Source organism: Caballeronia sp. INML2 (genome assembly GCF_023631365.1).
Taxonomy (GTDB): Bacteria; Pseudomonadota; Gammaproteobacteria; order Burkholderiales; family Burkholderiaceae; genus Caballeronia; species Caballeronia turbans.
Genome location: NZ_JALQDH010000047.1, coordinates 1 through 15,605, shown reverse-complemented (window position 1 = coordinate 15,605; position 15,605 = coordinate 1). Strand labels below are relative to the sequence as shown.

17 protein-coding genes are annotated in these 15,605 nt (G+C 63.4%); 12 read left to right on the top strand and 5 right to left on the bottom strand.

Features of this window, described 5'->3' with window-relative positions; translation table 11 throughout:
* Positions 1-3: 3 nt before the first annotated feature.
* Together NCT32_RS16070 and NCT32_RS16065 are read right to left on the bottom strand one after the other, a co-directional pair.
* Complete coding sequence (locus NCT32_RS16070; protein WP_061116019.1) at positions 4-1,185, bottom strand: acyl-CoA dehydrogenase family protein; 1,182 nt, start codon at positions 1,183-1,185, stop codon at positions 4-6.
* A gap of 82 nt (positions 1,186-1,267) precedes the next feature.
* Positions 1,268-1,648, bottom strand: coding sequence for a nucleotide pyrophosphohydrolase (locus tag NCT32_RS16065; protein ID WP_061116020.1), 381 nt, complete (start codon positions 1,646-1,648; stop codon positions 1,268-1,270).
* Positions 1,649-1,938: 290 nt separating this feature from the next.
* On the opposite strand from NCT32_RS16065, the gene NCT32_RS16060 reads away from it, so the two are divergent.
* On the top strand, positions 1,939-3,144 hold the full coding sequence (locus tag NCT32_RS16060) for an NAD(P)/FAD-dependent oxidoreductase (RefSeq protein WP_061116021.1): 1,206 nt from the start codon (positions 1,939-1,941) through the stop codon (positions 3,142-3,144).
* A gap of 4 nt (positions 3,145-3,148) precedes the next feature.
* Here the strand turns inward: NCT32_RS16060 and NCT32_RS16055 are convergent, their stop codons facing one another.
* A complete protein-coding gene (locus tag NCT32_RS16055; protein ID WP_061116022.1) occupies positions 3,149-4,132 on the bottom strand; it encodes a 2-dehydropantoate 2-reductase in 984 nt (327 codons plus the stop codon).
* 71 nt (positions 4,133-4,203) lie between these two features.
* The gene (locus tag NCT32_RS16050; RefSeq protein WP_061116125.1) at positions 4,204-4,392 is read right to left on the bottom strand and encodes a DUF2970 domain-containing protein; all 189 of its coding nucleotides are present in this window, start codon (positions 4,390-4,392) and stop codon (positions 4,204-4,206) included.
* Positions 4,393-4,604: 212 nt separating this feature from the next.
* Between NCT32_RS16050 and NCT32_RS16045 the strand changes: the two genes are divergently transcribed.
* From NCT32_RS16045 to NCT32_RS16000, 10 genes are all read left to right on the top strand, one after another.
* On the top strand, positions 4,605-6,362 hold the full coding sequence (locus NCT32_RS16045) for a nitrite/sulfite reductase (RefSeq protein WP_250490439.1): 1,758 nt from the start codon (positions 4,605-4,607) through the stop codon (positions 6,360-6,362).
* A complete protein-coding gene (locus NCT32_RS16040; protein WP_061116024.1) occupies positions 6,359-6,736 on the top strand; it encodes a DUF934 domain-containing protein in 378 nt (125 codons plus the stop codon). The genes NCT32_RS16045 and NCT32_RS16040 overlap by 4 nt, the downstream gene beginning before the upstream one ends.
* A 202-nt stretch (positions 6,737-6,938) precedes the next feature.
* On the top strand, positions 6,939-7,373 hold the full coding sequence (locus NCT32_RS16035; protein ID WP_061116025.1) for an Hsp20/alpha crystallin family protein: 435 nt from the start codon (positions 6,939-6,941) through the stop codon (positions 7,371-7,373).
* A 13-nt stretch (positions 7,374-7,386) separates the two neighbouring features.
* Positions 7,387-7,791 (top strand): Hsp20/alpha crystallin family protein, encoded by a 405-nt coding sequence (locus tag NCT32_RS16030; protein WP_250477340.1) that lies wholly within the window; start codon positions 7,387-7,389, stop codon positions 7,789-7,791.
* A 151-nt stretch (positions 7,792-7,942) separates the two neighbouring features.
* Positions 7,943-8,722 (top strand): ABC transporter substrate-binding protein, encoded by a 780-nt coding sequence (locus NCT32_RS16025; protein WP_061116027.1) that lies wholly within the window; start codon positions 7,943-7,945, stop codon positions 8,720-8,722.
* Between the two features lie 15 nt (positions 8,723-8,737).
* Positions 8,738-9,526 carry a class I SAM-dependent methyltransferase gene (locus NCT32_RS16020; protein WP_250490438.1) on the top strand — a complete coding sequence of 263 codons (789 nt, stop codon included), beginning with the start codon at positions 8,738-8,740 and terminating at the stop codon, positions 9,524-9,526.
* Positions 9,527-9,698: 172 nt separating this feature from the next.
* On the top strand, positions 9,699-11,237 hold the full coding sequence (hpnR, locus tag NCT32_RS16015) for a hopanoid C-3 methylase HpnR (RefSeq protein ID WP_061116029.1): 1,539 nt from the start codon (positions 9,699-9,701) through the stop codon (positions 11,235-11,237).
* Between the two features lie 42 nt (positions 11,238-11,279).
* Positions 11,280-11,912, top strand: a complete 633-nt coding sequence (locus NCT32_RS16010) for an H-NS histone family protein (RefSeq protein ID WP_061116030.1) — start codon at positions 11,280-11,282, stop codon at positions 11,910-11,912.
* A 127-nt stretch (positions 11,913-12,039) separates the two neighbouring features.
* The gene (locus NCT32_RS16005; protein WP_061116031.1) at positions 12,040-12,315 is read left to right on the top strand and encodes a hypothetical protein; all 276 of its coding nucleotides are present in this window, start codon (positions 12,040-12,042) and stop codon (positions 12,313-12,315) included.
* 175 nt (positions 12,316-12,490) lie between these two features.
* The gene (locus NCT32_RS16000; RefSeq protein WP_061116032.1) at positions 12,491-12,751 is read left to right on the top strand and encodes a hypothetical protein; all 261 of its coding nucleotides are present in this window, start codon (positions 12,491-12,493) and stop codon (positions 12,749-12,751) included.
* A 44-nt stretch (positions 12,752-12,795) separates the two neighbouring features.
* Here the strand turns inward: NCT32_RS16000 and NCT32_RS15995 are convergent, their stop codons facing one another.
* Entirely contained in the window at positions 12,796-14,211 is a 1,416-nt protein-coding gene (locus NCT32_RS15995) for a PLP-dependent aminotransferase family protein (RefSeq protein WP_061116126.1), read from the bottom strand.
* Between the two features lie 155 nt (positions 14,212-14,366).
* On the opposite strand from NCT32_RS15995, the gene NCT32_RS15990 reads away from it, so the two are divergent.
* A partial coding sequence (locus tag NCT32_RS15990) for an aspartate aminotransferase family protein (RefSeq protein ID WP_250490437.1) occupies positions 14,367-15,605 on the top strand: 1,239 nt, incomplete at its 3' end.

Below are 15,605 nucleotides of genomic sequence, written 5' to 3'. Positions count from 1 at the left end.
TCGTCAGGCGGATTCGGGGCGCGGCTTTTGCCCGCGCAGAATGCGCCGCGCGATGCTCCAGCGATGCACTTCCGACGGACCGTCGTAGATCCGGAACGCGCGCATGTCCGCGAAAATCCGCGCGACGACGGTTTCATGCGTGACGCCCTGACCGCCGAGCACCTGCACCGAGCGGTCGACGACGCGCCACAGCGCCTCCGATGACACCACCTTCGCGATGCTCGACTCGTGCTTGCCGAGCACGCCCTGATCGAGCACCCATGCGCAGTGCCAGATGGCGAGGCGCGTCACGTGCAGATCCATTTCGTTGTCCGCGAGCATGAAGCCGACGCCTTCGTGCTCGCCCAACACACGGCCGAACGCCTGACGCTGCCGCGCATACGCCGTCGCGACATCGTGCGCGCGCCGCGCGGCGCCGAGCCAGCGCATGCAGTGCGTGAGACGCGCGGGCGAGAGCCGCACTTGCGCATAACGAAACCCTTCACCCGGCTCGCCCAGTACGTTCGCTTTCGGCACGCGCAAGCCCTCGAAGCGCACGACGCCGTGGCCACCGGGAAAGCACGTGTCGAGCGAATCCATCGCACGTTCGATGACGATGCCCGGGCTCGACATATCGGCGAGGAACATCGTCGCTGGGCCGTCGGCGAATTTCGCCATGATGATCGCGACCGCCGCGCCTTCTGCGCCCGTGATGAACCACTTTCGTCCATCGATCACGTATTCGTCGCCGTCCTGCGCCGCCGTGGTCTGCAGCATCGCGGGATCGGCGCCCGCGCCCGGCGGCGGTTCGGTCATGCAGAAACACGAGCGGATCTCGCCCGCAGCCAGCGGACGCAGCCAGCGTTCCTTCTGCTGCGGCGTGGCGATAGCCTCGAGCAGATGCATGTTCCCTTCGTCGGGCGCAGCAATGTTCAGTGCGACAGGGCCGAGCGGCGAATAACCCGCTTCTTCGAACAGAATGGCCTTGGCGACGTGATTCAGGCCGAGGCCGCCGAATTCAGGCGAAACGTGACTCGACAACAGCCCCGCCTTGCGCCCTTTCGCGACCAGCTCGGCGCGCAGCGCCTCGTTCGGGCCATGCGGCGTGCAACGCGGATCGCGCTCGAAGGGCATGATTTCTTCCGCGATGAAAGCGCGCACGCGCGCCTGCAGATCGATGAGTTCGGGCGAGAGCGAAAAGTCCATCAACAATCCTCCAGGGGAACGGGGCGAACCCAAGCTTAACCGCCCGGGCGCGTTGCGCGCCAGAAGCTTTCGCGAAGGCCGCTCACTCGTCGTACTCGGTGTATTTGCGCGCGTCGCCCTTTACTTTGTGTACCGGATACTTCGACCGGTTCAGCGCCATTTTCTCGATCAGCGCCCGATGCAAATCGACATCGAGCGAGTCCGCGAGCATCACGAGATAAGCGAGCACGTCCGCCATTTCGTGACGGATCGCTCGTAGCTTCGCTTCGTCGAGCTCGGCCTTGTCGCCGCTGGCGAGCCACGTGAACGGTTCAAGCAATTCGCTCGCCTCGACGGACAACGCCGCCGCGAGGTTTTTCGGCGAGTGAAAGCGGCTCCAGTCCCGCTCGCTGACGAACTCGCGCAGCATGTCGCGCATCCGGACGAGTTCGCTTGTGCCTTCTTGCTGGTCGTGCTGATCCATGACCTTCCTCTGACGTTTCGTTGCGTGCCTTTAGCTTAGCGCGACGGCGGACTCCTTCGGCTTTCGCGGCTTTTCCGCTTTCCAACTGCGCCTTGCCTTGTCCCAGATCAACGTTCTGATGTCTGGAACTCGCTTACCTCGAATTCCGATCCTCTAACCTGAGACATTTTGACACGCGCCGGAAAATTTTCTTGCCTCGATTAACTACGACTCATAAAATCGCAGTTAATCGATGACGACGATAACCGTCCGTCGAACGACCCCAATATCGAAATCCACGGAGCATCGAAATGTCCAAGCGCATTCTGGTAGTCGGAGCCGGCTTCGCCGGCATGTGGAGCGCCCTGTCCGCCGCGCGCCTTATCGATCAGCACGGCCGCACAGATATCGAAGTCGTGCTGGTCGCGCCGGAGCCGCATCTGCACGTGCGTCCGCGTCTGTATGAAGAAAATGCAGCGGGCATGAAGGCGCCGCTTCTGGACATTTTCGCGTCCACGGGCGTGAGATTCATTCAGGGTACGGTGGAGCGCATTCACGTCGAGCGCTCCGAAGTCGACGTGCTCGGCGCGCACGGCACGCCGTCGTCGATAAACTACGACCGACTCGTTCTGGCGACGGGCAGCCGCCTGTTCCGCCCGCAGATTCCGGGGCTTGCAAAGCACGCGTTCAGCGTCGATCAGGTCGATGAAGCCGCCGCGCTCGAAGCGCATATCAAGGCCCTCGCGACGCAGCCCGACACGCTCGCGCGCAACACGGTGGTCGTCGCCGGCGGCGGCTTCACGGGCATCGAAACGGCGGCGGAAATGCCCGCGCGCCTGCGCGCGGCGCTCGGCGAGAACGCGAAGGTGCGGGTCATCATTGTCGAGCGCGACAAGGAAATCGGTCCGGACCTGGGCGCGGGTCCGCGTCCGGTCATCGTCGAGGCGCTCGAGGCGCTCGGCGTGCAGTGGCGGCTCGGCGCGGCGGTGACATCGGTCGATGCGGACGGCCTCATCACGTCCGAAGGCGAGCGCATCGAAGCGAGCACGGTGATCTGGACCGCCGGCGTGCGCGCGAGCGCGCTGACCGCGCACATTCCCGCCGAGCGCGACGCGCTGGGGCGTCTGCATGTGGATCGCAATCTGCGCGTGCTGGGTGTCGACACGGTCTATGCCACGGGCGACGTCGCCTACGCCGCCACCGACGACGACGGCAATCACGCGATGATGTCCTGTCAGCACGCGATGAACCTCGGCCGATCGGCGGGCCACAATGTTGCAGCGGACCTGCTGGGCGAAGCGCCGATCCCCTACAGCCAGCCGAAATACGTGACGTGTCTCGATCTGGGACCGTGGGGCGCGGTCTATACGGAAGGCTGGGAGCGTGAAGTGAAGATGTCTGGCGCGCAGGCAAAGGAACTGAAGACGCGCATCAACACCGAGTGGATTTATCCGCCGAGCGCGGAGCGGGCCGAAGCGTTCGCGGCCGCGGACCCGCTGCGTATCGTCGTGGCGTAAAGGCTCACGCCGCCGGATAGAGGCCCAGCGTGCGCGCGTGCAGGCGCGCGAGGCCCAGCAGGGCATCGGTGAACGGCGTCTGCACGCCGGTTATCGCGCCCAGCTCGCGCACCGAGGCGACAAGCGCATCGAGCTCGACCGCCTTGCCTGCCTCGACGTCCTGCAACATCGACGTTTTCATCGCGCCGAGCTTGAGCGTGACGGCGTGACGATCTTCCGGATCCTGGTCGATGGGAATGCCGAAGCGCGCGCCGATCTCCTTCGCTTCGAGCATGACGTTCGTCACGAAGCCGCGCACGAGATCGTCGCTCAGGATGCGGTCGGTGGTCGCGCCGGTGATCGCGCTGATGGGGTTCATCGTCATGTTGCCCCACAGCTTGAACCAGACGTCGCGTTGAATCTGCGTGGAGAGCGTGGCGTCGAAGCCGGCCTTCGAGAAGAGCGACACGAGCGATTCGGTGCGTGCGGTGGGCGCGCCCGTCGCTTCGCCGAGAATCAGGCCTCTGCCCTGACGATGCCGGATGACGCCCGGCGCTTCGACGAAGCAGCTAGCATGCACGACGCAGCCGACCGTCTGCGCGCCTGGAATCGCCGCGGCGATCGTGCCGTGCGGATCGACCGACGAGAGGCGCTTGCCCGCGAAAGGCTCGCCGAGACCGTCGCAGAACCACCAGGGCACGCCGTTCATCGCGGTCAGCACGGTCGTGTCGCTTGAAAGCAGCGGCGCGATATGCATGGCGACGGATTCCATCGCGGGCGCCTTCACCGCCACGATGACGAGATCCTGCGCGCCGAGATCCGTGGGTTCGGCGCTTGCCGCGACCTTCACCGTATGCGTCGCATCGGTCTCGACGAGCCGCAGCCCTTCTTTCTTCAACGCGTCGAGCGTCGCGCCGCGTGCGACCACGCCGACATCGCAGCCCGCCTGCGCGAGCTTCACGCCGATCCATCCACCGATGGCGCCCGCGCCATATACGCATACTTTCATGGTCCCGATCCTCGCTCATGGCAATCATCCGATCGCCATTGTAAGAGCGGGACGCGCTGCGCGCCGCGCAATCAGTGCGCGATGCCCGTGGCGAGCTTCGCGACCGTCAGCAGCGTCAAACCGAACGCGCCCGCGAGCATCACGGCGATGACCGGCAAGAGCGGCAGCTTCACATGCGCGAAATCGGCGTTGTGCGACGCGCGCTTGCGCACGCCGAAAAAGCTCCAAAACACGATGCGCATCATCTTCAAGAGTTCCATGAGCGGCTCCTTCACGTGGGTCCGAATCGATCTTTCATGCATCGATGTTGCGCGCCGCGTCATGTGAAAAACAGCAGCAGATGCGGTGTATTCGGCGGTAGCAGAACGGCGCGTGGCATTGACTGCTACCGTCGAATTCATCGCAACTGCTGCTTTCGGAATGCGGCGACGCCCTCTATCGTTGGCCTTCTTTCCGCCATGCCGCTGCTTCCATGTACCAATACACCGAGTTCGACAAATCCTTCGTGAGGAGCCGCGCCTCGCAGTTCCGCGATCAGCTCGAGCGCTGGCAGGACGGCCGTCTGAGCGAAGATGCGTTCCGTCCGCTGCGCCTGCAAAACGGATGGTACGTGCAGCGCCATGCGCCGATGCTGCGCGTGGCCGTGCCCTACGGCGAGCTGTCGAGCGCGCAATTGCGGATGCTCGCGCGCATCGCCCGCGAATACGACAATCCCGATCCCGAAGTCTATCGCGCCGCCAGCGAGGCTCAGCGCAAGCTCGGGACCGAACGCCTGCCGACGCATTGCGCGCACTTCACGACGCGCACCAACGTGCAATTCAACTGGATCCCGCTCGACAAATCCGCCGACGTGATGGACCTGCTCGCCACCGTCGACATGCACGGTATTCAGACGAGCGGTAATTGCATTCGCAACATTTCCTGCGATGAACGCGCGGGCGTCGCGCCCGACGAAGTGGCCGATCCGCGTCCGTTCGCCGAGATCATGCGGCAATGGACGACGCTGCATCCCGAATTCGCCTTTCTGCCGCGCAAGTTCAAGATTGCGATCACGGGTGCGAGCGAGGATCGTGCGGCGACCGCGTGGCACGACGTCGGCCTGCAACTCGTGCGCAACGATAGCGGCGAGCTCGGCTTTCGCGTGAGCGCGGGCGGCGGCATGGGGCGCACGCCGGTCATCGCCACGTTGATGCGGGAGTTTCTGGCGTGGCGGCACATCATGAACTACATCGAGGCGATCGTGCGCGTGTATAACCGCTACGGACGCCGCGATAACAAGTACAAGGCGCGGATCAAGATTCTGATGAAAGCCGAGGGCCAGCGCTATATCGACGATGTCGACGAAGAGTTCCGGCAGATCGTCGAGCACGACGGCGCGCCGCATCTCATCTCGCAGACGGAACTCGACCGCGTGAGTGCGTCGTTCGTGCCGCCCGCGTTGAATGCGCCGCTTACAACGTTCGATGACATCGACCCGGACGCCCATCCGCTCTTCGCGCGCTGGCTGCAACGCAACGTGGCGCGGCATAAGGACCCCGCGCTGCGCATCGTGACGCTGTCGTTCAAGCGGCTGTTGCAAGCACCGGGCGATGCGAGCGCGGACCAGCTCGACATCGTCGCGAATCTCGCCGATCGCTTCTCGGCAGGCGAAGCGCGCGTCACGCACACGCAGAATGTCGTGCTGCCTTGGGTGCGTGCAAACGAGCTATTCGCGCTATGGCAAGCCGCGCGCGAAGCGGGCTTGGCGAGCGCGAACGTGCAGCTTCTCACCGACATGATCGCGTGTCCCGGCGGCGACTTCTGCGCGCTCGCGAATGCTCGTTCACTGCCGATCGCGCAGGCGATTACCGAGCGCTATGAAGATCTCGACGAGCTCGACGATATCGGCGAAATCGATCTGCATATCAGCGGCTGCATCAACTCGTGCGGGCATCATCACAGCGGGCATATCGGCGTGCTCGGCGTCGACAAGGACGGACGCGAGTGGTATCAGCTCACCCTCGGCGGATCGGACGGCAGCGCGGCGAGCGGCACGGCGCAGCCCGGCAAGGTGATCGGCCCGTCGTTCAGCGCAGCCGAAGTGCCGGATGTGATCGAGGCGATTCTCACGACTTATCGCGACACGCGCGAGCGCCATGAGCGCTTCATCGACACCGTGCGCCGAGTAGGCCTCGAACCCTTCAAGGCCGCAGCCCATGCAGCCCGAACGAACGACGAGGAGACGGCATGAACGACATTCGACGCATGCGCATTCTCGCGCATCAGGATCGCGACGCGGATACGAACGAACGTGTCGCGATCCTCGCAAACGACGACGATCCCCGATCGCTGAAAGATCGTTTCGCGGAGATAGATCGCATCGAACTGCACTTTCCGCACTTCACCGACGGGCGCGCTTATAGCCAGGCTTATCTGCTGCGTCGGCGTCTGGGTTTCGAAGGGGACTTGCGCGCAACCGGCGACGTGTTGATCGATCAACTCGTGCAAATGGAGCGGACGGGGTTTTCGAGCGCGGTGCTCAAGGAAGGGGTGGATATCACTGATGCCGAACGACAGTTCGCACGTTTCGCCGGCTACTACCAGGGCGATCTGGCGTCAAACTGAAGCGCGCATTCGGATCGAAATAAGAACACTTCGACGCCTTTCAAGAGCCGCCACGCGAAAAAAAATTGCACTGGAAACATAGCGCTCCGGTATTGAAACGATAGCCTTCGCTCCTACTTTGAATGCACAGGCAGCGATAACCGCGCTGTCGTTTCAACTTCCTGCTGCCGGCCACGTTGGGCCGCATATCGGAGACTGGACCATGAGTGACTTTTATTTTGGCGGCGACGTTTTTTCGGAGCTGGATCGCATGCAACGGCAGGTGTCCTCGCTCTTCGGCAATCTTCCTTCCAGCATTCGTTCGAGCCGTGCGGATGCTTTCCCTCGTCTGAACATCGGCAGCACGGATGATGCGATTCACATCGTCGCGTTTGCGCCGGGCGTCGAGCCCGCTTCGCTCGATGTGACCGTCGACAAAGGCACGCTCACCATCAGTGGCGAGCGCAAGGCGCAAGCAACAGTGGAAGGCGCCCGCACTTATGCAAAAGAACGCTTCAACGGCAGTTTCCGCCGCGTGATCGAGTTGCCGCAAAATGCGGACGCCGACAAGGTCGAAGCGCGCTATGAGAACGGCACGCTGTCCATCACCATCGGCAAGCGCGAAGCGTCGAAGCCGCGCGCGATCACCATTCAGTAAGAGGGAAAACATCATGACCGATAATACGCAAGTCGCCCCGCAAGGCACGAACGAAGTGGCGCGCAAGAACGAAGACGCGGTGCGCCGCGCAACGGTGACGCCGGCGGTCGATATCGTCGAGGATAGCCACGGCATCACGCTCTGGGCCGATCTTCCCGGCGTGTCGCGCGAGAAGCTCGACGTCAAGGTGCACGATGCCCGCCTCACCATCGAAGCCGAAGCGGAGCTGCCCGTGCAAGGCGCGGTGCGTGTGCATCATGCTGAATTGCGCGCACCGCGTTTCGCACGCGCCTTCACGGTGAGCGACGACTTCGACACGACGAAGATCGACGCGAATCTCACCAACGGCGTCCTCAGGCTGACGATTCCGCGTCGCGAGGAAGCCCGTCCGCGCCGCGTCGAAGTGCGTGCAGGATAAGCGCTGACAACAACGCTATAACTTTCGCTTCGAACGGCCGCGACCTCTTCGCGGCCGTTTTTCTTTTTTGCGCTGCACGCACGCCTCTATAATCGTCAGCGGCGGCTTAAAGCCGCCTCCGCTCAAATACTCATGGAAAGAAGGGACTATCGTGAAGAGGCTGTTGACGGTGTTGTTGGGTTCGATGCTGGCCGTGTCGATCGGAGTGCATGCAAAAGAATGGTCGACTATCCGCTTCGGTGTCGATGCAAGTTATCCGCCTTTCGAATCGAAAGCACCAGACGGCACGCTGGTCGGCTTCGACATCGATGTCGGCAATGAACTCTGCCGGCGTCTCAACGCGAAATGCGTGTGGGTCGAAAATGCATTCGACGGCATGATTCCCGGCCTCAAATCGCGCAAGTTCGACGGCGTGCTCTCCACGATGTCGATGACACCCGCGCGCGTCAAGCAGATCGCGTTCTCCAGCAAGCTCTTTCATGTGCCCACGCGCCTCGTCGCCAGACGCGATTCGAACATCCAGCCGACGGCGGATTCGCTTGCGGGCAAGACGGTCGGCGTCGAGCAAGGCTCGATGCAGGAAACGTACGCGAAGGCGCATTGGGGCGCGAAGGGCGTGAAGGTCGTGTCCTATGCGGATCAGGATCAGGTCTATCAGGATCTGCTCGCCGGCCGCCTCGACGCGTCGCTGCAAAATGCCGTACAGGCCGAACGCGGCTTTCTCGAGACGCCGCGCGGCAAGCCCTACGGCTTCGCGGGCGGCGCACTGGAAGACAGCGCGATCTTCGGGCCCGGCACGGCCATCGGCTTGCGCAAGGAAGACACCGACCTGAAGGAAAAGCTCGACGGCGCCATCGCCGCGATGATCAAGGACGGCACCTACAAGCGCATCGAGCGGAAGTACTTCGACTTCGATATCTACGGCGAATAACGTGAGTTAACGACGATGACGCAGCCCGCGAACGATCGATCGACTGTGCATCGCGCAGCCGTGCAAGGCTATACGGCCAACGCGGATAGCTACGTGCTCGGGCGGCCCGACTATCCGCCGGCACTCGCGGGCTGGCTCACCGATACGCTCGGGCTGAAACCCGGCGCGAGCGTCGTCGATCTCGGCGCGGGCACCGGAAAGTTCACGCCGCGTCTCCTGCAGACGGGCGCGCGCGTGATCGCGGTCGAACCGGTCGATTCGATGCGCGTCAGGCTCGCGGCCGCGCTGCCCGATGTCGAGGCGCTTGCCGGCACCGCGCAATCGATGCCGCTCGGGAACGCATCGGTCGATGCGGTCGTGTGTGCGCAGTCGTTTCACTGGTTTGCAAGCCGCGCCGCGCTCGACGAAATTCATCGCGTGCTGAAGCCGGGCGGCCGCCTCGGCCTCGTGTGGAATCTGCGCGATGCGCGCGTGCCGTGGGTCGCGAAGCTCGATGCCATCGTCAACCGATACGAAGGCGACGCCCCGCGCTATTACACGGGCGCATGGCGCAACGCATTTCCGCATGAAGGCTTCGGTCCGCTCGTCGATACGCATTTCTCGCTCGGCCATACGGGTTCGCCCGAAGATGTGATCGTGCGTCGCGTCCGCTCGACGAGCTTCATTGCGTCACTGCCTGAAGCAGCGCGCGCCGAAATCGATGCAGCGGTGCGCAAGCTGATCGAATCTCAACCCGAGCTCAGCGGCAAGCATGAAGTCACCGTGCCTTACGAGACCGCCGCGTTCGTTGCGATCAAGTTATGAGCATCGGCACGCAAGCGAGCACTGCGCACGAGCCGACAGTAGAATGAATACCGCCTTCGCATTCCTTTTCCGAAGGCTGAGAATGGAACAACGGCCCCAACACCGACAACGAGGCCGCGCCCGAATGGAGATGTGATCCGCACGATGTGATTCGTTCCCGCGAGGAGAGTCCATGAAAGTGCTCGCCGTTCATCCCAGCGGCCTGATGTACACCCGCGTGTTCCTCCGACTCGAGCCGCTCGGACTCGAAACCGTGGCGGCGGCCGTGCGTCAGGCAGGACACGATGTGCGCCTGATCGATCTGCAAGTCGAAACGCACCGCGACTTCGACCGCCTCGTGCGCGCATGGCGCCCCGACGCGCTCTGCTTCTCCGGCAACTATCTCGCCAACATCCCCGAAATCATCGATCTCGCCAGGACGGTGAAGACGCTGCTGCCCGATTGTTTCGTGTTCGTCGGGGGACATAGCGCATCGTTCACCGCAAGCGACATCCTGCGTCATGCCGAAGGCGCGATCGATTGCGTGCTCAAGGGCGAAGGCGAGGCATCGGTGAATGCTCTGCTTCAGGCGGCCGCGACGAAGAGCGACCTGCTCGCGGTTCCCGGCGCGGTCACGACCGACGGCTCGGGGCCGCCGCCGCGCTTCGTCGAAAGCCTCGACGACGTGCTGCCCGCGCGCGATCTGCTGCGGCATCGGCGCAAATATTTCATCGGCACGCTGGACCCGTGCGCATCGATTGAATTCGCACGCGGCTGTCCGTGGGACTGCACCTTCTGCAGCGCGTGGACTTTCTATGGCCGAAGTTATCGTTCGCGCAGTCCCGAGATCATTGCAAAGGAACTTGCGTCGATACGCGAGCCGGGCGTGTTCATCGTCGACGATGTCGCGTTCGTGCACGCGGAGCACGGCATGGAGATCGGCCGTGCAATCGAGCGGCACGGCATCCGCAAGAAGTACTACCTCGAAACGCGCGGCGACGTGCTCCTGCGCAACAAGGACGTCTTCCGTTTCTGGCGCACGCTCGGTTTGCAGTACATGTTTATCGGCATGGAAGCGATCGACGCCGAAGGACTGAAAGCGTTTCGCAAGCGCATCACGCTCGACAAGAATTTCGAAGCGCTCGAATTCGCGCGCTCGCTGGGCATTACCGTCGCGCTCAATCTCATCGCCGATCCCGAATGGGACCGTGAACGCTTCGAAACCGTGCGGCAATGGTGCCTCGATATTCCTGAGATCGTGAACATCAGCGTCAACACGCCCTACCCCGGCACGGAGATCTGGCTGCGCGAACAGCGGCGTCTCACCAGCCTCGATTACCGGCTCTACGACATTCAGCATTCGGTCTTGCCGACGCGCCTGCCATTGCCCGAGTTCTATGCGGAGCTCGTGCGCACGCAGCAAGTACTCAATCGCAAGCACATGGGCTGGGCCGCATTGCGCGGCGCGGCGGGTCAGGCCATGCACTTGCTGATGCATGGACAGACGAATTTCGTGCGCATGCTGTGGCGCTTCAACTCGGTATTCGATCCGCGCCTGCAACTGGCCGATCATGCGCGCGAGGCTCGCTACCTGATGACGCCGCCGCCCGCGCCGGACGCATCCGCGAACGTCAAGGCCGTTTATGTTCACGGTCCTGCGGGACGCAGGTCGCGCCGCATCGACGATGCAACCGAGAAGTTCGTCGACGAAACGAGAATGGGCGCCGATTAGCGCCTCCCCAACAACCCACAAGCAACGAAAGAGGAGACAGCGATGGCGACACTCAAGCAGATGCAGGCGAAACTGAAGAAGCTGCAGGCGCAGGCCGAGCAATTGATCGCGAAGCGCGCGCAAGCCGTGCTCGACGATATTCGCGCGATGATGGACAGGCACGGCCTCACGACCGCGGATATCGACCGGCACGGCAGGAAGGTCAAACGCGCCGCGAAGCCGCACGTGGCCTTACCCGCGCCGGCGGGTCGCCACGAAGCGATGACGAAGCTCGCAAAGAAAGGCAAGCTGCCCGCGAAGTACCGCAATCCGAAGACGGGCGAAACATGGAGCGGCTGGGCGCGCCCGCCTGCGTGGATAGCCGGCGTGAAGGATCGCAGCAAGTTTCTGATCGACGCGGAAGGCGCGGAGAAGCCGGTCAAACCCGAGGCGGCCAGCAAGAAAGCGGCGGTTAAAAAGCCTGCGAAGAAAGCCACGACAGCGCAAACGAGCACGCCGGCGGCGAAGAAAAAAACTGCGGCGCCTGCTGCGAAAAAAGCGTCTGCGGCCAACGCGGACGCGAAGCGCAGCGCGCCGCGCAAACGCGCTGCGAAAGCGGCACCGAGTGCCGCGACCGTGCCTGAGCAGGACAATGCGGACGCGGCGCCGGCGTCGGGCGTCTCGTCATCGGTTTGAGCTTTATTCAGGAACGAGCGGAAGAATCGAAGGATGCGCGGCAAGCGCCGCGCGCCCATAAAGTTTCTGGCGTCGGCATGGTGCTTGCGTCTATCCAGATACACACGCCGACAATGCCGAGGACGCCATGCATCAGTCGATCGAATCGCACGAACTGACGAAGATCGATATAGCGCGCTTTCAGGTCGTGCAAGTCTCGGATGGCACTTTCACGGTCGTACTGTGGGAAGCCCCCGACACCGACGCGGATGATCCGCCCGCGCTGCGTCCGCAGGCGTCGACACTCACCATTCGACTGTGCGATCCGCTCAATGCAGTGCGCCGAAAAGATGTCTGCGAACATTTGCGGGCGCAGCTTGCGGCGTCGCGGGCCAGGCAAATGCATAGCTTGGCCGCCGCGTAATCCCATTGTTTGAGATCGGCGAAAACTCAATTGGCTTTTCGTGCGATTAAAAAACAGCTCAGTCCTTCTACACTCCGTTCGCATGTCGGGAGCGTTTTGTAGCGAACAACGCGCCTCTCCGATTGCAGTTGTTACTGTCAGACAACTGCATCCTTATTTTCGACGGAGCAATCTCGTGAACAAGCGACTCGTAGTGGGCTTTGCTATTGCATTGAGTTCTCTTTTCGCCGGTTCGGCATTCGCAAGCGGCTATGGCCCGGCGCCGCATTATCGTCCCGATACCGGCGCGCCTGCTTCACAGCGTGGCGTCAGCGCGCAAACGTTCGCGGCGGAAGAAGCCGCGCAAGGTCGCAGTGATTTCGGCAATACGGAACGCACCGCACAGATTCAACGGGGACAGGTTTCCGCATCGGCTTCTTCTCAAGCCGCGCAATAAGATCAATCGGGCGGACATGATGATTCGATTCGCCGTGTCCGCTTCTAAAAACCCTTAATCGCTTTATCCAGAAAAGTCCAAAGCGCATCATCCAGAGAATACGGGACGTTGAAACGAAAGCACGCGCTTTCTGCATCATCGGGACGGAAATAAGAACCGGGCGCGAGCCATATGCCGTGCTGCAACGCGCGCGTTGCGACTGCGCTTCCGTCTGCGGGATCGATCGGCAACGCACCCCACACGAAAAGTCCCGCACGCGGACGCCGGAACAGCTCGACGCCCAATGCGTCCATGCGCTCCTCCACGAGCGCATGCGCGTCTTTCAGCTTTTCCACGACGAATTCCACATGCCGCGCATAGCGCCCTTCCGTCAGCACTTTCTCGACGATGCGCTCCGTCGCCTCCGATGACGTCAGGCCCACGGCCATCTTCGTGCGCGCCAGTTCGCGCAACACATCGCGTTCAGCGACGACATAGCCGCAGCGCAGCGCGGGCGTGATCGTTTTCGCGAAACCGCCGACGTACAGCACGCGGCTCAGCCCTTCCATCGCCGCGAGCAAGGGCGCGCCGGGCGGCGCGAGCTCGCGGTTCACATCGTCCTCGACGACCCACAGGCCGTGGCGTTCCGCGATCTGCATCAGACGAAACGCCGACGCCATGCCGAACGTCGCGCCCGTCGGATTCTGCAAGGTCGTGTTGAGGAACACCGCTTTCGGCCGATGCTCGACGACGATGCGCTCGAACACGTCTGTATCGATGCCCGCGGCCGTGCGCGGCACGCCATGCACCTTAAGACCGGCGAGCCGCAGAATCTGCAGCAGATTGCAGTAGCCCGGATCTTCGACGACGACCGCATCGCCCGGACGCAATAACGTGCGCACGATGAGATCGAGCGCCTGCGTCGCGCCCGCCGTCAACAGCACGTTCGTCGCGGCATCGACCGGCAGGCCGTGACGGTCCATCTGCTCCGCGATCCGCTCGCGCAGCGGTGCGAAGCCATACGGATGCCCGTAATCCGCGATGCGCGCCGCCGGCACGCGACTCACCGCGCGCAGCGCATGTTGCAGGCCGCTCTCGTTGACCCATTCGTTAGGCAGCCAGCCGCAGCCTGATTTGATCGGCACCGAATGATCGGCGAATACGTCCGAGAGAAGCCACGTCGCGGTGAGGCTCGGCGGCTGCCAGGCGACCGCCTGCACGCGTTCGCTGCGCCCGCGCGCGGCCACGCGATAGCCCGAGCCGCGCCGCGCGGTGACGAGGCCCATCGATACGAGCCTGCCGTACGCCTCCGTCACCGTGAACGTGCTGAGGCTTTCAGCCTCGGCGAGACGCCGCACCGACGGCAGGAGCGCGCCCGCGCGCAGCGTCTGCTCTTCGATCGCCGTGGAAAACGCGTGCACAAGTTGTTCGACGAGCGTCGGCGCCTGCCGCGTGCCGCGCTCCAGCTTGAGTTCGATCATGGATTCGAGAATAGCGCGGCCGACGCGCGCCAACCAATACAGTCCGCAGCATTTTGCCAGCACAGTTGGCAGCGCAGTGATTCAACTGTCTATGCCGTGCAATTTTGCCGAGGAATACAGTGCAGTGACCGTTCTTTCCGAGGAGGAGACCCGCCATGAATGCTCGCCCCGTCATCGATGACCTTTCGTCGTTCTGGATGCCGTTCACCGCCAATCGCCAGTTCAAGGCCGCGCCGCGCCTGCTCGAAAGTGCGAAGGGCATGTATTACCGCTCGACCGACGGCCGCGAAGTGCTCGACGGCACGGCGGGCCTCTGGTGCGTGAACGCAGGCCATTGCCGGGACGAGATCGTCGATGCGGTGCATAAGGCGCTTTCGACGCTCGACTTCGCGCCGACCTTCCAGATGGGTCACCCGCTCGCATTCGAAGCCGCGACCAGGGTTGCCGATCTGATGCCCGAAGGACTCGACCGCATCTTCTTCACCAACTCGGGCTCGGAGTCGGTCGATACGGCGCTCAAGATCGCGCTCGCCTATCATCGCGCGCGCGGCGAAGGCCAGCGCACGCGACTCATCGGCCGGGAACGCGGCTATCACGGCGTCGGCTTCGGGGGGATTTCGGTCGGCGGCATCGCGCCGAATCGCAAGACGTTCTCGGGCGCGCTGTTGCCGTCGGTCGATCATCTGCCGCATACACACGATCTCGCGCACAACGCGTTCACGAAAGGGCAGCCCACATGGGGCGAGCATCTTGCCGAGGATCTGGAACGCATCGTCGCGCTGCACGATCCGTCGACGATCGCGGCCGTGATCGTCGAGCCGCTCGCCGGTTCCACGGGCGTGCTCGTGCCGCCGCAGGGCTACTTGCAGAAGCTGCGCGAGATCTGCACGAAATACGGCATTCTTCTGATTTTCGATGAGGTCATCACCGGCTTCGGGCGTCTGGGCAAGGCGACGGCGAGCGAGTACTTCGGCGTGACGCCCGATCTCATCACGATGGCCAAGGCGATCAACAACGCGACCATTCCGATGGGCGCTGTGGCCGCGCATCGCAACGTGCACGACACGGTCGTCAACGCGGGCGCCGCTAACGCCATCGAACTGTTCCACGGCTATACGTATTCAGCGCACCCGGTTGCGACTGCCGCGGCCATCGCGACGCTCGATCTGTATCGGCGCGACAAGCTGTTCGAGCGCGCGGCGTCGAAGGCCGAAAAGTTCGAAAGCGCCGCGCACGCGTTGCGCGATGCGCCCTTCGTGAAGGACATCCGCAATCTCGGGCTCGGGGGGGGGGGGGGGGGGGGGGGGGGGGGGGGGGGGGGGGGGGGGGGGGGGGGGGGGGGGGGGGGGGGGGGGGGGGGGGCGGGGGGGGGGGGGGGGGGGGGGGGGGGGGGG